At 34.1% G+C, this 18,617-nt stretch carries 21 protein-coding genes; 14 read left to right on the forward strand and 7 right to left on the reverse strand.

The window, feature by feature from the left end; all coding sequences use genetic code 11:
- Positions 1–15 precede the first annotated feature (15 nt).
- Positions 16–693 carry a hypothetical protein gene (locus QNJ66_RS17660; RefSeq protein ID WP_300509240.1) on the forward strand — a complete coding sequence of 226 codons (678 nt, stop codon included), beginning with the start codon at positions 16–18 and terminating at the stop codon, positions 691–693.
- A 106-nt stretch (positions 694–799) separates the two neighbouring features.
- On the forward strand, positions 800–1,897 hold the full coding sequence (locus QNJ66_RS17665; protein ID WP_300509242.1) for a glycerol dehydrogenase: 1,098 nt from the start codon (positions 800–802) through the stop codon (positions 1,895–1,897).
- Between the two features lie 6 nt (positions 1,898–1,903).
- Here QNJ66_RS17665 and QNJ66_RS17670 read toward each other — a convergent pair whose 3' ends face one another.
- The 5 genes from QNJ66_RS17670 to aspS form a co-directional block, all read right to left on the reverse strand.
- On the reverse strand, positions 1,904–2,170 hold the full coding sequence (locus tag QNJ66_RS17670) for a hypothetical protein (protein WP_300509244.1): 267 nt from the start codon (positions 2,168–2,170) through the stop codon (positions 1,904–1,906).
- Between the two features lie 48 nt (positions 2,171–2,218).
- Positions 2,219–3,034: a methyltransferase domain-containing protein gene (locus QNJ66_RS17675; protein WP_300509246.1), complete on the reverse strand. Its 816-nt coding sequence runs from the start codon at positions 3,032–3,034 to the stop codon at positions 2,219–2,221.
- On the reverse strand, positions 3,021–3,716 hold the full coding sequence (locus QNJ66_RS17680; RefSeq protein WP_300509248.1) for an alpha/beta hydrolase: 696 nt from the start codon (positions 3,714–3,716) through the stop codon (positions 3,021–3,023). Before QNJ66_RS17680 ends, QNJ66_RS17675 begins: the two co-directional genes overlap by 14 nt.
- Positions 3,706–4,887, reverse strand: coding sequence for an 8-amino-7-oxononanoate synthase (gene bioF, locus QNJ66_RS17685; protein WP_300509250.1), 1,182 nt, complete (start codon positions 4,885–4,887; stop codon positions 3,706–3,708). The genes QNJ66_RS17680 and bioF overlap by 11 nt, the downstream gene beginning before the upstream one ends.
- Before the next feature lie 223 nt (positions 4,888–5,110).
- Positions 5,111–6,907, reverse strand: coding sequence for an aspartate--tRNA ligase (gene aspS / locus QNJ66_RS17690; RefSeq protein WP_300509252.1), 1,797 nt, complete (start codon positions 6,905–6,907; stop codon positions 5,111–5,113).
- A gap of 239 nt (positions 6,908–7,146) precedes the next feature.
- On the opposite strand from aspS, the gene QNJ66_RS17695 reads away from it, so the two are divergent.
- From QNJ66_RS17695 to QNJ66_RS17705, 3 genes are all read left to right on the forward strand, one after another.
- Positions 7,147–7,935, forward strand: a complete 789-nt coding sequence (locus QNJ66_RS17695; protein WP_300509255.1) for a PEP-CTERM sorting domain-containing protein — start codon at positions 7,147–7,149, stop codon at positions 7,933–7,935.
- Positions 7,936–8,079: 144 nt separating this feature from the next.
- Positions 8,080–8,256 (forward strand): hypothetical protein, encoded by a 177-nt coding sequence (locus tag QNJ66_RS17700; RefSeq protein WP_300509257.1) that lies wholly within the window; start codon positions 8,080–8,082, stop codon positions 8,254–8,256.
- Between the two features lie 2 nt (positions 8,257–8,258).
- Positions 8,259–8,573, forward strand: coding sequence for a hypothetical protein (locus QNJ66_RS17705; protein ID WP_300509259.1), 315 nt, complete (start codon positions 8,259–8,261; stop codon positions 8,571–8,573).
- Between the two features lie 213 nt (positions 8,574–8,786).
- Here the strand turns inward: QNJ66_RS17705 and QNJ66_RS17710 are convergent, their stop codons facing one another.
- Complete coding sequence (locus QNJ66_RS17710; protein WP_300509261.1) at positions 8,787–8,921, reverse strand: hypothetical protein; 135 nt, start codon at positions 8,919–8,921, stop codon at positions 8,787–8,789.
- Positions 8,922–9,067: 146 nt separating this feature from the next.
- Between QNJ66_RS17710 and QNJ66_RS17715 the strand changes: the two genes are divergently transcribed.
- From QNJ66_RS17715 to QNJ66_RS17725, 3 genes are read left to right on the forward strand one after another with little or no spacing between them, the layout of a single operon-like run.
- Positions 9,068–10,906 (forward strand): carbamoyltransferase, encoded by a 1,839-nt coding sequence (locus QNJ66_RS17715; protein WP_300509263.1) that lies wholly within the window; start codon positions 9,068–9,070, stop codon positions 10,904–10,906.
- Positions 10,907–10,927: 21 nt separating this feature from the next.
- Positions 10,928–11,335 carry an SxtJ family membrane protein gene (locus QNJ66_RS17720; RefSeq protein WP_300509265.1) on the forward strand — a complete coding sequence of 136 codons (408 nt, stop codon included), beginning with the start codon at positions 10,928–10,930 and terminating at the stop codon, positions 11,333–11,335.
- A complete protein-coding gene (locus QNJ66_RS17725) occupies positions 11,335–11,496 on the forward strand; it encodes a DUF5989 family protein (protein WP_007305294.1) in 162 nt (53 codons plus the stop codon). Before QNJ66_RS17720 ends, QNJ66_RS17725 begins: the two co-directional genes overlap by 1 nt.
- A gap of 6 nt (positions 11,497–11,502) precedes the next feature.
- On the opposite strand, the gene QNJ66_RS17730 is transcribed toward QNJ66_RS17725, so the two are convergent.
- Positions 11,503–12,060: a PsbP-related protein gene (locus QNJ66_RS17730; RefSeq protein WP_300509273.1), complete on the reverse strand. Its 558-nt coding sequence runs from the start codon at positions 12,058–12,060 to the stop codon at positions 11,503–11,505.
- A gap of 533 nt (positions 12,061–12,593) precedes the next feature.
- Between QNJ66_RS17730 and hpnA the strand changes: the two genes are divergently transcribed.
- From hpnA to QNJ66_RS17760, 6 genes are all read left to right on the forward strand, one after another.
- Positions 12,594–13,580 carry a hopanoid-associated sugar epimerase gene (gene hpnA / locus QNJ66_RS17735; protein ID WP_300509275.1) on the forward strand — a complete coding sequence of 329 codons (987 nt, stop codon included), beginning with the start codon at positions 12,594–12,596 and terminating at the stop codon, positions 13,578–13,580.
- 30 nt (positions 13,581–13,610) lie between these two features.
- Positions 13,611–14,360 carry a chemotaxis protein CheW gene (locus tag QNJ66_RS17740; protein WP_300509277.1) on the forward strand — a complete coding sequence of 250 codons (750 nt, stop codon included), beginning with the start codon at positions 13,611–13,613 and terminating at the stop codon, positions 14,358–14,360.
- Between the two features lie 21 nt (positions 14,361–14,381).
- On the forward strand, positions 14,382–15,368 hold the full coding sequence (locus tag QNJ66_RS17745) for an ATP-binding cassette domain-containing protein (RefSeq protein WP_300509279.1): 987 nt from the start codon (positions 14,382–14,384) through the stop codon (positions 15,366–15,368).
- Between the two features lie 98 nt (positions 15,369–15,466).
- Positions 15,467–16,825: an aminopeptidase P family protein gene (locus tag QNJ66_RS17750; RefSeq protein WP_300509281.1), complete on the forward strand. Its 1,359-nt coding sequence runs from the start codon at positions 15,467–15,469 to the stop codon at positions 16,823–16,825.
- Between the two features lie 215 nt (positions 16,826–17,040).
- Entirely contained in the window at positions 17,041–17,259 is a 219-nt protein-coding gene (locus tag QNJ66_RS17755) for a DUF2949 domain-containing protein (RefSeq protein WP_300509283.1), read from the forward strand.
- Positions 17,260–17,320: 61 nt separating this feature from the next.
- Positions 17,321–18,223 carry an LD-carboxypeptidase gene (locus tag QNJ66_RS17760; RefSeq protein ID WP_300509285.1) on the forward strand — a complete coding sequence of 301 codons (903 nt, stop codon included), beginning with the start codon at positions 17,321–17,323 and terminating at the stop codon, positions 18,221–18,223.
- Positions 18,224–18,617 lie beyond the last annotated feature (394 nt).

Below are 18,617 nucleotides of genomic sequence, written 5' to 3' on the forward strand. Positions count from 1 at the left end.
CCAGGTTTTTACTGTTTGGATAATGACATTATTCTTAAAATTGCTACTTATGATCTTTTTAATGATACCCTTCAATCCCTTGATATTGAAGAAAATCAGATTTACATTCTTGATACCTTTAAATACAAGTTTGGTCAAAAAAATCAGCGTAGAAGAGGAAATAAATCTAATAATAGTGAAAAATATGATATAAAAAAAGCTTTAGATATTACCAAAAATTATCAAACTATCTCAGAAAGAAATTTTAGTGATTCTAAGTTAGATATTTATACTCGATTGATAAACTATAGTCAAATAAGTCAGCATCCAAAGAATAAAATTGATCAAGGAGAAGCTATTTTAATTAGTTATATCTGCTCTCTTAATCAACAGGAAAATGATAATTATTTATTAACAGGAGACAAACGCTGTTTAAGAGCATTAACTAATTCAGAAATGACTGATATTCTCGAACTTCTTCAAGGTAGAGTATGGTGTTTAGAACAATTAATTTTGAGAAATATTGAACACTTTGGCTTTAACTTAATTCAATCCAAGATTTACCCAAAAAGGGATTGTGATACAAACCTAAAACTAATTTTTGGTTATAGTGAACCAGCATCGGAAAATATGGTAAAACAAAGTTTAAATAGTGAAATTAGAAAATTAAAAAGGGAAACTAGAAACCTACTTTATCCTTATCCTGATGATTAACCAATTACTGTTTATAATAAATGGCTTATTAAAATTATATTAAAATTTGCTTCAATTTTCATAAATATTTGATAATAAGAATAGCAATCAAAAGAAAAAAATAATCATGAAAGCAGCCATTTTTCCATCTCGTTACGTCCAAGGTAAAAATAGTTTAAATTTAATTGGTAAGGAATTATCTAGTTTGGGAAGTGATGTTTTATGTTTGCTAAGTCCTTCGGGTTTAGAACATTTTAAAGACTCCATTAAAACATCAGTAGAAGACACAACAGACAAAGTTAAGTTACATATTGAGGAATTTAATAGAGAATGTTGTGACGAAGAAATTGAGCGATTAGTTACTTGTGGAAAAGAGAAAAATGTTAACCTTGTAATGGAAGTTGGTGGGGGTAAAATTTTAGATACAGCGAAAGCAGTTGCTAAAGAATTAAATACTCCCGTAGTTATTGTTCCTACTATTGCTTCAAATGATGCACCTTGTGCTAGTGTTTCGGTTATTTATACCCCAGAAGGAGAATTTAATCGTTATTTATTTTTACCAAAAAATCCTGATTTAGTGTTAGTTGATACGCAAATTATTGCAGAAAGTCCTGTCCGTTTTCTTGTCTCAGGAATGGGAGATGCTTTGGCAACTTGGTTTGAAGCAGAGGACTGTAAAATTAGTCATGGAAGCAATACAACGGGTTATTTAGGACTAGAAACAGCTTATCATTTAGCTCGTTTTTGTTATGATATGATCCTCGAAAATGGCTTAAAAGCTAAACTCGCTTGTGAGAATAATATGGTTAATTCTGCTTTAGAAAATGTGGTGGAAGCTAATGTTTTATTGAGTGGTTTAGGGTTTGAAAGTGGAGGGTTATCTGCTGCTCATTCTATTCATAATGGGTTGACAATGTTGGAGGAAACTCATCATTTTTGGCACGGAGAAAAAGTTACCATAGGTTTATTAGCTATGTTATTTTTAACCAAGCTTTCTCAATCAATAATTGATGAAGTTTATACTTTTTGTGAATCAGTTGGCTTACCCACTACTTTAGAACAAATAGGCGTAACAAATCTAGATAAAGATTATCTCATACCAGTGGCAGAAAGAGCTTGTGTTGCTGAAGAAACCATTCATAATTTACCGTTTGATGTCACTCCAGAAATGGTCTTAGATAGTTTATTAATTGCTAATCAAGAAGGCATAAACAGACAAAATTAGTTGACTTTATTCAACAACAATACACCATTCGTGTAATTCATATTTGACACAGTTGTTAACAATTAGAGGGTCCTTTTTAACGATGGCTTTTGCATCTTCTAAAGAAGTTGCTTTAAATAATAACATTCCTCCCCCATATTCTCCCCAATATCCTGTTTTAGCTTCGTGTCCTTGATTAATTAATTCTTGGACATATTTTTTATGATCAGGAACATATTGATCAAATGTCTTCTTGTCGACAATTCCTCTTTCGATTTTAGCAAACCAAGGCATAGTAAAAATAAAAATAATTAGGTTTCCAGAGTTATTATTTATATTATATCATACTAATTTAATAAGTAAAAAAGTAACATCATAACTCACGTCTATTTGATGAGGGTAACACTTATTATTCCAAGAATGAATTAATTGTTTCATCTCAGGAATAGACAGTTTTTCTTGCTTCAAATTACATCCTGCACCAATAATCTTAATACTTCTAAAAAAATCGGCTGCATTTTGATAATTCATGGTGATTTTTTCTTCCCATAGATAAATTTTATGGTGTGGAATTGATAGTTTTTGGATTAATTTTTCACTGTTCGGTAATTGATTTCTAGTAAAGGGTAAATTTAATTCTTGACACATATTTTTCCATTCAGGAAAACTGCGATCGTTGGGGAAAGATAATAATAAGATTCCTCCTGGTTGCAACATATTAATGAGACGGTTTAAACTGTTGACAATATCTTCAAACCACTGCACGGTAAAGCTACTAATAATAGCAGAGTATGTATTTTGCTCAGATTTGATGCTTTCTCCATCTATTTTTCTGAACTGAATTAACTTTTTTTGTGCTGAAGAAATTTGTAGATTATTTGCACAATAATTGAGCATTTCTTCAGAAATATCAATAATATCAAAAAAGTGTTCAGGAAACTGTTTAATAAGTCCTTGGGTGACAAAACCTGTTCCACAACCAATTTCTAAAATTGTTCCTTTCGGGAGAGAAATAACAGAGTTTTCTGCTATTTTTAATAACTTCTCGGCACTTTCTTTTTGAACTTGCGAATGAGATAGATATTTGGTAACTCCTTTACTAAAATTGTTAGCTATTTGCTCTTTTTTAGACGAGTTGGCAATTTTAATCAGTCCCATGATTTTTTATTTCTCCTAATGCTTGATTGACAATAGATAAGCAAGATTTTAGATCAGTAAAAGGTAAGGTGTGTCCAGATTCCTCAATTTCATAATATTGACTATTCTGGCTCACTTTTTTGTGAAATTCTTGAGCATAAGATGCTAGAAAAATTCTGTCTTTTGAGCCATGAATTATATGAATTTTGGGTATTTTTTTGAGAATATTTATATCTAACTTTGCTTTATTTAATAGGTTTAAATCGTCTTCTAATCTTTCCTTATTAAAATTATGACTGTTAATTTCAGTATAAGGAGAGGGATAATAACATTTTTTATAGAAGGATTCTAAAACAGTTTTGGGGTTATTTTTAAACTCATCTATCATCAATTTTAAGGCATATTTTGATCTTTTTCTTGGCTTTTCATTCTGGGGATGAAATTCAGAGAAACTATTAAATAAAATGAGTAACTTAGCTTGTTTTATGGTTTCTATCGGACATAAATGTAAGCCAAAAGAATGAGCAAAAATGATTTTATTTAGCTCATTATCTGCAAACTTTGGCGAAATTTCGTCTTGAAAATATCCTCTATCATAAGTTTGAAATTGAAAATTATTTGATAATATTTCTTGCCATTCTTTCCAGCAGTTTCTATCAAAACCCCAACCATGATAAGCAATAATTTCTCCTTTAAGAATCATGATAATTTTTAAGTAAATAAATAAGATAATTGATGTGTTCGGGTTGATGTTTACTGGATAAAACAAAACGAATTCTAGCAGTATTTTTCGGAACAGTTGGGGGTCTAATTGCCGTTGCTAAAATGCCATTTTTTTCTAAATATTGTGATAAATCTAGAGCTTTTTCTTCATCACCAATAATTACAGGAATAATCGGAGAACTTGAATTACAAACCTGATAACCTAAATCTCTTAGCTTATTTTGTACATAATTTATCTGTTCACCTAAATATGTTCTCTCTTGATCTAAGCTAGGAACAAGATCAATAGCAGCATCAATAGAACCAATAACAGCAGGAGGTAAAGCCGTGGTATAAATAAACCCTGGACAACAATTAATCAAATAATCACGCATCAGTTTAGAAGTAGTAATAAACGCCCCAAAACTTCCTATTGCTTTGCCAAAAGTTCCCAAACTAATATCAATTCCTGACTTATTCGCTGTTAATCCCATGCCCTTCTCCCCCATGATACCGAAAGCATGGGCATCATCGAGGTAAAGAAGTGTATTATATTGTTGCGAAAGTTGAATCAAACCATCCACATCACAGCAATCGCCTTCCATGCTAAAAACCGTCTCAGTGACGATTAAAATGCGATTGTAGCCCTCTAAAACAGCTTTTTTGAGTAATTTATCCAAATGGCTTAAATCGTTGTGTTGATAGCGTTTCCATCGGGCTTTACTCAGGAAAATTCCTTGTAAAATACTATTATGAACCAAGCGATCGCATAATACCAAGGATTTTTGGTCAACCAAACTAGGAATAAGAGTAGTATTCGCTTGAAATCCTGTGTTAAATAATAATGAAGCCTCTTTATTACAGACTTTTGCCAGTTTTTGCTCTAATTTTTCGTGTATATCATAAGTTCCTGTCACTAAACGGGAGGCAGTGGCACCAGTCCCATATTTTTGAGTATAGTTTTGTGAGGCTAATATTAGACTAGGATGTTTGGAAAGTCCTAGATAATCATTGGAACTAAAATTAATTAAACTTCTGGCATTTTTAATAATAGTAACCGCATCTTGAGGACAAATAGTGTTCAGTTGTCGAATGTTATTATTTTTCTCTCTTTCTTGTAATTCCTTGGTAATAAAATCTAAGTGATTATGGTGATTAAGATCAGAATTCATAAAATTTTCCAAAGATTTTTAAAAGGGTTAATTTGTTATAAAGATCATCAAAATAATTAAAATATCTGATCAAAAAATAGCTGCTTCCCATTTCTTTGGTTTGACGGTATTGCATAAGTGAATGATAATCAAGATGCTATAAGTTGAGTAGAGGAACGAAACCCAACAAAATGATATGGAAACAGTAAGGTAAGCATTGCTTACCTTAAACTAATTGATAATTTTAATCTTCCTTTACTTTCGGTTTATAAGTCGATTTAACTTGTAGCTCTTTCAACTGTTTACTATCAACCGAAGCTGGTGCTTCTGTCAGTAAACAACTCGCTTGCTGAGTCTTGGGAAAAGCTATTACATCACGGATAGAGTCTTCTTTAGCTAATAACATAACCAGACGATCTAACCCGTAAGCAATACCCCCATGAGGTGGGGTTCCATACTCAAACGCTTCTAACAAAAAGCCAAACTTATTGTAAGCTTCTTCTAAAGATAAACCTATGGTTTCAAAGACCTTTTCTTGAATATCTTTTTGATAGATTCTGAGACTTCCGCCACCAATTTCGATGCCATTATAAACCAAATCATAAGCTTGCGCTCTCGCTGTTGCTAAATCGTCTATATCTGCTAAATTAGGAGCAGTAAATGGATGGTGTAAAGCCTCTAAGCGTTTCTCATCGGCATTCCATTCAAACATAGGAAATTCTGTGATCCAAAGTAAATTAATTTTATCAGTATCAATTAAATTCATCCGTTGACCAATCACTAATCTTAGGCGAGATAAAGACTTATTTACAGTGTCCGTATCTCCTGCACCAAATAATAACAAAGAGCCAGGTTTTGCCCCAGTTCTTGCTAATAACTCCGCTTTTTGTTCCTCCGTTAAATTATCTTTGATCGCCCCAATAGTATCCAGTTTATTATTGTCTTTTACCCGAATATAAGCGATACCTTTTGCACCTGCTTCCGTAGCTTCTATGAATAAGTCACCCCCTGGTTTAATCTGAACATTAGAGATAACATCATTGCCCCCAGGAATAGGTAAAACCTTTACCTTTCCACCATTTTTAACCGCTCCTGAGAACACTTTAAAACCACTATCCTTAACAATATCTGAAACATCAACTAAAGTTAAATCAAAGCGAGTATCAGGGCGATCCGTACCATACTTTTCCATAGCATCTTGATAAGTTAACTTTGGAAAAGGACGAGATAAATCTATATTTTTAACCGATTTAAAAATGTGGCAAACTAACCCTTCATTCAATTCTAATATTTCATTTTCGGACATGAAACTCATTTCCATATCCAGTTGCGTAAATTCGGGCTGTCTATCGGCCCGTAAGTCTTCATCCCGAAAACACCGCGCAATTTGATAGTAGCGATCGCAGCCTGAAACCATCAATAATTGTTTAAATAATTGTGGTGACTGAGGTAAAGCATACCACTGTCCTGGGTTAACTCGAGAAGGTACTAAATAATCCCTTGCCCCTTCAGGAGTAGAACGAGTCAAAATAGGAGTTTCTATTTCCATAAACTGCTGTTCGTCTTCCAGATAACGACGCATTGCCTTAACAACACTATGGCGCAATTGTAAATTTTTCGCCATGCGGTCGCGTCTTAAATCTAAATAACGATATTTGAGACGAGTTTCTTCCTTAACCAACTCTGCTTCTAAACTAGAAACCACAAAAGGAAGTTGTTTATTAACCCCATTTAATAACTCAATGGACTCCGCATAAATTTCCACTTCTCCTGTGGTAATTTTGGTATTTAAAGACTCAGGAGGACGCTTACTAACTTTGCCGATGATTTTGACCACATATTCGTTGCGTAACGTCTCAGCGATGGGGTAGGATGTAGGGGTACGCTGAGGATCGCTAACAATTTGCACAATGCCTGTGCGATCGCGTAAGTCGATGAAAATCACCCCACCGTGATCCCTCCGGCGATCGACCCAGCCAAACAGGGTGACAGTTTTCTCAATATCCGTTGCGCTTAAGTGGTTACAATAATGGGTTCGCATCTGAAGTTTATCTAGTTTGTTATTGTACTAAGGTCGTGTATTATAACGCTTCACACCGACCAAAATTGAGACGTACCCCCCATTATCTCTTATTTTTGTGATTGATAACTGTTTTCTATTTAACGAGAGATTTTTTTTAAGATGAAGTTTATATTTCTCCTCAGTTTATTAAGTTTTGCTGAATAAAATCTCAGTAATACTATCCAGTTATTTAACTAAATATTAGAAGAAATTTACTGTTGACATCTGTTGATTTTATTTCTATATTCTGTCTGTGTGGTATTGATTTACAACATAAAATATACGAGTTTGAGAAATCTATGAGATTCAACCTTTCCTTAACTAAAACCGCCATTACTGCCACTGTAGCTACTATTAGCTTGTCCTTTTTCGGTTCTAATGCTCAAGCTGCCTTATTGATTGGTAACATTGATAATGGAACCGTAGCTAACCAGGGAAACCAAGTCAATGGTTCTGATAACGAGTTTGTTTCTTTTACAACTCCTGACGACGGTATTACTCGTATTGTGGACGACATCACTGTTCAATTAAGCAATAGTTTTGGAACTGCAAGTTTTGATGCTACTTTGATCTGGTTTGATGATAGTCTCCCTGCTAGTGGAGATCCCACAGGAGTTACTTCAACCATTGCCATTGGAACTCAGTCTGTTTCAGTTACAGCAGGACAACCCACCAATGCTATTTTTACACCTGGAACAGATTTAATCTTGCAACCTAATACCCGTTACGGTTTTCGTCTCAATGGGACACCTGGCTCTGGTTTAACTTGGCTCTCACAGTTTACTGTAGCAGGTGATTTTGATAGTACCTATGAAAGTGATGTTAATGCCACTTTTCTTCGCGCTTATCGTACTAATGACGGTGGCACTGTCTGGAGTGTTCAAACCAGTCAACGTATTTTTGAAATTAATGTTAGCACAGTTCCCGAACCTGGCACTATCTTAGGAATTGTAGGAATAGGTCTTCTTGGTTTATCTTCTACTTTAAAAAACAAAAATAAAGATTAATTTTTTGTAACATGAATAAAACCCCGTCGTTAACAACGGGGTCTTGTTTAAGGTAGGCAATGCCTACCTTTTTTAATATTTATTTTACAGCTTAATTAGCAATGAGAAAATTACAATTGATTTATTAACTTAAGCTTGGATACCATGAAACATAGTATTCAAAAATTTAATCCCGATAAGCTTTATGAAATTGTTGTCAGTGGTTGTTTTTCCATTAAAGCCCAATCATCCACAGAAGCACAACAAAAACTAGAAGCATTATTAGGAGAAATAGACGCAGATCACTGGGAAATAGAAAAAATTAATGAGGTACAATCTTAGCAATGATTTCTTTATCTGAAGCTGAACAAAAAGCCATCGAATTTATCACAGAAGAATGGGAACTATCCGACAAAGAAAAAAACTTATTTATCATAAATGATTCCCGTAAAATTGATGATAAGTGGTGGTATATTGTCGAGGTTACGGTTAATGAATTACCCGATAAATGGGTGATTCAAGTCTATGATGATGGCGACTGTGATCCTTGTTATACATTTCTTTCTCCCTTTTCTAAACAAGAAAATGGCAATCATTTAGACAAGCTACCTAACAAGTTAGCTTTAGCTGTTCAAGAAGAGAGAAAAGGTCATCTTTAATTTCTTCAGTATTTATGCTGGTACGGTTATCCTCCTTTCCCACTCTCAGACAAGAAAGTTAGGATTAGATCAGCACTCTTTACAAACCTTAACAAAAGAGGAAACACCGATGATGAGCCTTATAACCATCTTAATCTTTCTCTGGGGACTTCTAGCAATTGCCGATAGACTAACCAAAGAGTACCCCTCAACCTAGAATACACTGAGTTCATTTTAGGTTAGAGATAGTATAGTAGAGATAGATAGAGCAAACCTCTCTTTTTCATGGAGATAAACACCGATGATGTTACCTGGTTTATGTTCTGCCCGTAGTAAAACCCTATTTTGGACTGGTATTACTTTAGCCATAGTGGCTATTTTGTAACGGGCCTATAGTAGAATCTTATTTTCGTTTTTTCCGTCTATTATGTTATTCTGTAGGTCATTTATGGTAATTAAGGGTTTTTCCTGGTTACAACGTTGGCAGCATAACATGATGGAGGATTGGATTAAAGATGAATATTTTGGGCATTTCTGCCTATTATCATGATAGTGCTGCTGCCTTAGTGCAATCAGGACAGATTATAGCGGCAGCACAAGAAGAGAGGTTTACACGCAGGAAACACGATGCCAAGTTTCCTAAAAATGCTATTAGTTATGTTCTTGAGGAAGCCAATATTTCCCTGGGAAAGTTAGATTATATTGTTTTTTATGAAAAGCCTTTAATTACTTTTGAAAGACTATTAGAAACCTATATTACTTATGCACCACAAGGGTTTCGTTCTTTTGTCAGTGCCATGACTGCATGGCTACAAGAAAAGTTATATTTAAAGACAGTTTTAAAGAAGGAATTAGCTAAATTAGCTAATTGTAAAACTTCCCAACTTCCCCCTTTATTATTTACAGAACATCATCAATCTCATGCTGCTTCTGCCTTCTTTCCTAGTCCTTTTGAAACGGCAGCTATTTTATGTTTGGATGCGGTGGGAGAATGGGCAACAACTTCCTTATGGTTAGGGGAAAATAATAACATTATTCCTCAGTGGGAAATCAACTTTCCTCACTCCTTGGGTTTACTATACTCTGCTTTTACTTATTATACAGGATTTAAAGTCAATTCTGGTGAGTATAAATTGATGGGTTTGGCTCCTTATGGTGAAGCGAAATATACTGACTTAATTTTAGAGAATTTAATTGATATTAAAGAGGATGGAACTTTTCGCCTCAATATGGATTATTTTAACTATGCAACTGGGTTGACTATGACTAATAATAAGTTTGCTCAATTGTTTGGTCAACCTCCCCGAAAACCTGAAAGCGAAATTACACAACGGGAGATGAATATTGCAGCTTCTATTCAAAAAGTTACCGAAGAAATTGTTTTAAAATTAGCCAATACTGCTCATAAAGAATTAGGTGTAGATAATTTATGTTTAGCTGGAGGAGTTGCCTTAAATTGTGTTTCTAATGGAAGACTTTTAAGAGAGGGAAAATTTAACAATATTTGGATTCAACCGGCAGCAGGAGACGCTGGAGGAGCCATTGGCGCAGCTTTAGCTATTTGGCATCAATACTTAGATAAGCCTCGTTATAGCGGTCATTTGGATAGTATGAAAGGTTCTTATTTGGGACCTCAATTTAGCAATGAACAAGCGCAGCAATATTTTGATGATGTCAAAGCCAATTATGTTTATTTAGGAAATAATGAAATATTTACAAAAGTAGCAGAAATATTGGCAGAAGGTAATGTAGTTGGTTGGTTTCAAGGACGCATGGAATTTGGTCCGAGGGCGTTAGGAAATCGTTCTATTATTGGAGATCCTCGTAATGAGAAAATGCAGTCCGTAATGAACCTAAAAATAAAATATCGGGAGTCATTTCGTCCCTTTGCTCCTTCTGTTTTAGCAGATAAAGTTAACCAATATTTCGAGTTAGATAAACCCAGTCCTTATATGTTATTAGTAGCTGAGGTAAAAAAAGACTTACATCTCCCTATGACTGAGGAACAAAAGCAATTATTTGGTATCGATAAATTGAAAATACCTCGCTCAAAAATTCCTGCTATTACCCATGTTGACTATTCAGCAAGAGTGCAAACTGTTCACCCAGAAACTAATCCCCGTTATCATCAATTAATTAAACAATTTGAAGCATTGACAGGGTGCGGTGTTTTAGTTAATACTTCCTTTAATGTTAGGGGAGAACCTATTGTTTGTACCCCAGAAGATGCCTACCGTTGTTTTATGCGTACCGAGATGGATTATTTAGTTATTAATAATTATTTATTGGCCAAATCTAAACAACCTCAATGGCAAAAAGATCAGTCTTGGCAAGATGAATTTGAACTAGATTAATTAACAAAAGAGGTTAAAATTATGTTTCAGAAAATACCTAAAATAGATAAAAAAGGTTTACGAGAATTTGGCTTAATGACAGGGGTATTTATTGCCTTATTATTTGGTCTATTATTACCCTTATTATGGGGTCATAATTTACCCTTAATTCCTTGGGTTATTGCTGGAAGTTTAGTTATTTTATCCCTATTTATTCCTCAATCTCTTGCCCCTATTTATCAAGGATGGATGAGAGTTGCTCAGGTGCTTGCTTGGGTCAATAATCGTCTTATTTTAGGGATTATTTTCTTTATCATTGTGACACCAATGGCCTTGATTATGAAAATCATTAAAAGAGATCCTTTGACAAGACAATTTGAGTTTAGATTAGAAACTTATCGAGTTTCTAGTAAAATTAAGAATAAACTTAGTATGGAGAAACCTTATTAATGGAAGGATTTATTGAGCTTTTACAAGATTTATGGGGCTTTTTAAACGAACGTAAAAAGTATTGGTTAGCCCCATTAATTATTACTTTGGTGTTATTAGGTGCCTTAATTGTTTTCACTCAAGGATCTGCGATTGCTCCTTTTATTTATACTTTATTTTAGAGATAATTAAAGGGAACGAAAAGACCAATGAATACGTTGTATAGTATCTACTGCATTCGGATTATTTCCATAATAACTAACAATCACAACTGTCGTATTGTTAGAATAGCGAATGTAGCTACGAATTTCATTACCAAAGTGGAATTCTGTATCTTCTCCAGCTACCCAAAGTCTAACTGCCGGTTTATTATCTATAGTTAAATTACCACGCTTAGTTATAGTTGCAGTAATTGGGCCTTCAATCGTTCTTTGATTAGAAGGGGGAACAACATCATTAAATCTTTGTGGGAAAAAAGAAACTTCAGTTTTAATTAAATTATTGTTGTTATTTCTATTTTTACTACTCCAAAAAGTCCATATTGGAATATTAGATGGTGTTTTTTCAACCGTGTAGTTTTGTGGAGTTTGAATAGAAAATTTATTATCTACACTATGGGTTTTAAAATTATTCTGAGATTGAGCAGAACTAATAGAAGTTTTAACTAGAGGAGAAACAGCAGGAAATAGGCTAAGAAATACTGCGCTACCTATAATAGCTGATAGTTTGAATGATGTTTTGAACATGATACTTTTTACCTTTGTTAAATTCAAGAAAATTACATTTAGTATTATAGCTTTTCTTAGATTGATGAACCACGACCTACCTTTGTGTAGAGACTTTGTATGCACCATATCTACTATAGCAATCAGGTTTCAGTTGTGAGAAAATCAGCTTTCTGGGTTTAACAGTGTTAAACCCCTACAAATACCTCCTTGTAGGGACATAATACTATTATGTCCTATATCTCTTATCACTTTTCACATATCATTACTTATTGCTATAGCAGTCAGTAATGATTCATGAGATATCTTTTTTCTTATTTCCTGTTCCCTGTTCCCTTATACTCACATTTAATTCTCACAACTGATGACTAATTGCTATATGTAACTCACGAGTATGAGAAGTGCTATATATTATTATATGCCCCTTTTTCTCCTTAATCTAGAATAGATAATGAAAACAGATAGTATTTTTCATCTCTAGAAGTTAAAAACCAACTAGAAACAAATAGTGCTAAAATCAATTATATATTCGACCATGATAACAAACATAAATTATGCCCATTAAAGCATTTGTCACAGGAGGAACCGGATTTATTGGCGCAAACTTAGTGAGACTTTTATTAAAAGAAGGTTATGAAGTTCGTGCTTTAGTTCGTCCTCAAAGTAGTTTAGAAAACCTCAACAATTTAGATGTTGAAATCATAAAAGGTGATCTTAACGATATTAACTTAAGGGAGAAAATAAGAGGTTGTAATGTCTTATTTCATGTGGCTGCCCATTACTCCTTATATCAAGCAGATAAAGATAAATTATACAACAGCAATGTGTTAGGAACTCGTTCTATTTTACAGGCGGCCAAACAAGCTAATATTGAACGTATTATTTACACCAGTTCCGTTGCAGCTATTGGAGTAGGGTACCCCGAAGAAATCGTCAACGAAACCCATCAAAGTCCCGTCAATGAATTAGTAGGACATTACAAAAAATCGAAATATTGGGCCGAACAAGAAGCAAAAAAAGCAATTCTAAATGGACAAGATATCGTTATTGTTAACCCCAGTACACCTATCGGACCATTAGACATTAAACCAACCCCTACAGGAGAGATTATTTTACGTTTTTTACGCCGTAAAATGCCAGCTTATGTCGATACCGGGTTAAATATTATTGATGTGCGAGACGTAGCGCAAGGTCATCTGTTAGCATTAGAAAAAGGGAAGACAGGGGAACGCTATATTTTAGGCAATAAAAACCTCAGTTTAAAAGCCTTGTTAGAGGAATTATCCCAACTAACAGGGTTAAAAGCCCCTCAACAAACCTTACCCCTTTGGCTACCTTTAAGCGTAGCATGGGTAGAAGAGACATTATTATCTACTTTGGGGAAAAAACCATCAATTCCTATGGATGGGGTCAAAATGTCTAAACAGCCGATGTATTATGATCCATCTAAAGCTATTAATAAATTAGGGTTGCCCTCTTCTCCTATTAAAAATGCTTTGCAAGATGCCATTAATTGGTTTACAAATAATGGTTATGTATAAGTAAATTACTATTAATAATTATTAGAAACTATGGAAGAATCTATTGCTTATTGTTGGAATGATATTGGTGTTTCTGGGGATAGTTCTTGTCCCGAATTGAAAACCGTTATTCATTGTCGAAATTGTCCTGTTTATAGAGGAGCAGGTCGAACTTTATTGCAAAGAAATTCCCCGGAAGGTTATGTTGAAGAATGGACAGATATATTAACAAAAGATTGGCAACAAGCAGCAGAAAAAGGTGAGGAAAAAGGCTCAACTTTAGTCAAAAAAGAAACAGTTGATAATGAAATTGTTGCCTTAGTTATTTTTAGAGTTTCTCAAGAATGGTTAGCGTTACCAGCATGGGTTGTTAAAGAAATTACTCATATTCATCCTGTTCATACGTTACCCCACCGTAGTAACCATGTTTTTGCTGGAATTGTTAATATTCGTGGTGAAATTTTGATGTGTATTTTACTGAGAAATCTCTTAGCATTACCTTCTTCAGATTTGAATGATAAAAACAATAATTTGAGAGATTCATCTTCTATTGTTCCTGTAGTTTATGAGCGAATGATTGTGATTGAAATACAATCTAATCGTTGGGTATTTCCTGTGGATGAAATTTTAGGAGTTTATCGTTTTTCTGAAAAACAATTACAAAATACTCCTGTTGTTATTTCTAAAACTCCTGATACTTATACTAAGAAAATTTTATCCTTAGAAGGAAAAAATATTAACTATTTGGATTATGAATTAGTATTTTATGAATTATTATTCTATACTTTGAATCGAGCCTAATTAACAAAAAAATAAATTATTATGTCTGTAATTGATGTCAAAAATCTTAGTAAACTTTATAAAGTTTCTTTGAAAAAGCCTGGTTTAAAAGGAACAATTAACCACTTTTTCAAGCGTAAGTATCGGGATATAGTAGCAGTTAAAGATGTATCTTTTACGATTAATTCGGGGGAAATTGTTGGCTTTTTAGGAGCAAATGGTGCAGGAAAAACTACAACTCTAAAGATGTTAACTGGATTGATTCATCCCTCAACTGGTAATATTAAGATAGTTAATCATACTCCTTTTAAGCGTAATGCTACTTTTTTAAAAAAGATGAGTTTAGTTATGGGACAAAAACAGCAATTATTATGGGACTTACCAGCAGTAGATTCCCTGAAAATTAACGCTGCTGTTTATGAAATTCCTGATAAAATTTTTCAGCAAAGACTTCAGGAATTAGCTGAAATGTTATCAATTAAAGAGCAATTAAATCAACCAGTTCGTAAACTATCTTTGGGACAAAGAATGAAAGCAGAATTATTAGCTGCTTTATTACATCATCCTCAAGTTTTATTTTTAGATGAACCCACATTAGGGTTAGATGTTAATTCTCAAGCTGCTATTCGTTCTTTTTTGAAAGATTATAATGAAAGATACCAAGCAACGATTTTATTAACCAGTCATTATATGGCCGATATTACTGTATTATGTGAAAGAGTTTTATTGATTCATGAGGGACAATTAATTTATGATGGAAACTTAGAGGACTTAGTAGAAAAGTTTACACCTTATAAAGAGGTAAACATCGAATTATCCTATTCTTTATCACCTGAAAAACTAGCACAGTATGGAAAAGTTGAAACAATGAAAGGTCAAGAAGTTAGATTATTAGTTAAACAAGAAGACCTTACAGACACTATAGCTAAAATTTTAGCTCAATTAGAGGTTAATGATCTCAGTGTAAGCGACCCTCCTATTGAAGAAGTTGTCAGTCAAATTTTCTCCAGAGGAAATGTTAATCTATAGTATTGAACAAAACTGTAGCATAGTTTGTAGTATAGTCTTCCAGGCTGTAAATCTAAAGCTATAGTTAAAAGAAAAATTAGTCAAGTAAATTAAACAAAATGATAGATATTCAATCCTTAAAAATCAGAAGAAAAAAACTAGCTAATCTCATAGATATTCCTGCGGTATTGTGGTCAGGAAAATCTCCATCTAGAAACTTTCGAGCTAATCATTATCCTTTCCGCGCTAGTAGTCATTTTCTCTATTTTGCAGGAATTACACTAGAGAATGCAGCAATAAAACTAGATAATGGTAATTTAGATTTATTTCTAGATAACTCTCATTCCGATAGTAGCTTATGGTATGGAGAAATGCCAACAAGAGAAGATATTGCCCAACAAATAGGGGCAGATAATGCTTATCCAATGAACGCATTAAAAGAGCAAATAAATGAAGTTGCTACTATTCCAGTTCAAGATATTTTTACTTATGGAAAACAAAGAGAAATATTACAACGTTCTCTATCAATTAATAAGGATTTGAAGAAAATTGATGAGCAATTAATGAAAGCTATAATAAGCTTACGTTTAACTCATGATAAAACCGCCTTAGAAGAAATAAAAAAAGCTGTTGATGTTTCAGTTAAAGCTCATAAAATAGGCATAAAATCAACAAAAAAAAGTACAACAGAAGCACAAGTAAGAGCAGCGATAGAAAGCTATATAATAAGTAAAAATATGACCTGTGCTTACAATAGTATTGTTACTATTAATGGAGAAATTTTACATAACGAGACCTATGATAACCAACTAAAACCAGGAGATTTATTATTAGCTGATGTTGGTGCAGAAACCTCTTTAGGATGGGCTTCAGATATTACCAGAACTTGGCCAGTAAGTGGAAAATTTTCCAGTAGTCAACGAGATATTTATGATATTGTTTTAGCTGCTCATGACGTTTGTATTGAAGGAATGAAACCTGGTGTAGAATATCGAGATATTCATCTTTTAGGAGCCAAAGTAATTGCCGAAGGTTTAGTTGATTTAGGTATTTTAAAAGGTCATCCTGAAAGTTTAGTAGAAAAGGATACTCATGCTATATTTTTTCCCCATGGAATTGGTCATTTATTAGGATTAGACGTTCATGATATGGAAGACTTAGGAGACTTAGCAGGATACCAAGAAGGAAGAACCAGAAGTGATCGTTTTGGGTTAGGATATTTAAGGTTAGATCGTCCTTTAAAAGTAGGTATGCTGGTAACTATCGAACCTGGTTTTTATCAAGTACCAGCAATTTTAAACAATCCTAAATTTCAAGAAAAATATTATAATGATGTTAACTGGGACAAATTAAAACAATTTTCTGATGTTAGAGGAATTCGCATTGAAGACGATGTTTTAGTAACAGAAACAGGAGCAGAAATTTTAACCAAAAATCTACCTAATAAAGCTATAGATATTGAGGAAATGATGAAGTAAACTCAGTTATCAGTTTTTCACATTCCCCATCCCCCCGTCACCCCGTCACCCCGTCACCCCGTCTCCCAGTCACCCCGTCACCCCATCTCCCCACACTCTCCTTAAATTCACCCAAATGGGTGAACCTGTTTGATGAAGTCAGTTAACACGAAGTATTCTAAAGTGGTAGCTACACAAAATCAGTAAACTTCCTTAAAGGTTGAGGAGAGGATGAAATGAGTCCCTTAGATTACAATCAAAAACTGGTAAACTTTTTACAGCAGGAATTAAACATCCCGGCTGAGTCTATTGCTTTAGTTGAACGTCATCCCGAACTGCCTTATAGTTCTTTTCCTATGTTATTATGGCGTTACGGATTAATCACGATCGCTCAATTAGAAAGAATTTTTGATTGGTTAGATAATGGTTTTTCCAATTCTGTAAGGGATTTTTAGACTTAAAAATATAGTTAACATTTAATCATTGCCATAGAAAGTAGGAAACAATAAAAAAGTGATCAATGCTCTTGCTTCTTGGAAAAAACCCCCTTCTCTACAACCTGGCGATACAATTGTAGGTGTTTCTCCTAGTGGAGCGATCAAAGACATTACTGCGGTAGAAAAAGCTCAAGAAATTATGCGATCGCAGGGCTATAATTTAGAACTAGGTAAACATTGGAACGCTCAATATGGTTACTTAGGGGGAACCGATGAACAACGCCGAGAAGCATTATTAGAAGCCTTTAAAAATCCCAATTATAAAGCCATTATAGCCGTTCGAGGAGGTTATGGTGCAGCTAGATTATTAGAAGAAAAAGACTGGGAAACGATCTTTACAAATTATCCCAAATGGTTGATCGGTTTTTCTGATATTACTAGCTTAATTTGGAAACGAGCAAAAGTTAATATTTCTAGCATTCATGGGCCTGTATTAACAACTTTGGCCCAGGAACCGGACTGGTCATTAAAACGCCTTTTTAACTATCTAAAAGGTGATTCCTTACCCCCATTACAAGGTCAAGGATGGGGAAATGGCCAAGCAGAAGGATGGTTATTACCAGCTAATCTTGCGGTTGCCACTAATATCCTGGGGACACCGTTACAACCCCCCTTAAACAACGTAATTTTAGCCCTAGAAGACGTAGGAGAAGCCCCTTATAGGGTTGACCGAATGTTGACCCAATGGCGGTTAATGGGGGCATTTTCAGGGGTTAAAGGTATTGCTTTGGGACGGTTTAGTGGTAGTAACGGACCTCCGAATAGTTGGACAGTAGAAGAAGTGTTTCGCGATCGCTTAGGGGATCTCGGTATTCCTATTGTTTCTGATTTACCTTTTGGTCATGATGGGGTTAACGCTATTTTACCCGTAGGAATGACCGTTAGATTAGACAGTGATCAAGGAAGTTTAGAATTTATCTAGGGTTTTAATAATATTAATTCCCTAGATAATATGAAAGCGATCTCCTTCTTATCCCAGTTTCCTCTTCTCTGGAAAAGCTTCAAGAAAAAATGCAGGAATATCTTGATATTTGATGAGTGAGACTTTTGAAATTTTAAGACATACTGCTGATTATCTTGAAATCCATTAATGAAGGTTTGTTGCTCTTTTATATCGGACAATCTTCTAAATTATTAGCAAAATAATAACGGTTGCTGCAAGCTAAAGCTACTTTATTTAGGGTTTGCTGAAAAAGTTACTCCGAAATTTATGCCACTTCTGACCAAGAATTCTCTGGCAAATTAATAAGTTTTCCTACATAAGAATGATTTAAACTATAATCAAAATTAATGAAAAGCCGCTCAATTAGTTGACT

Source organism: Crocosphaera sp. (assembly GCF_030064895.1).
Taxonomy (GTDB): Bacteria; Cyanobacteriota; Cyanobacteriia; order Cyanobacteriales; family Microcystaceae; genus Crocosphaera.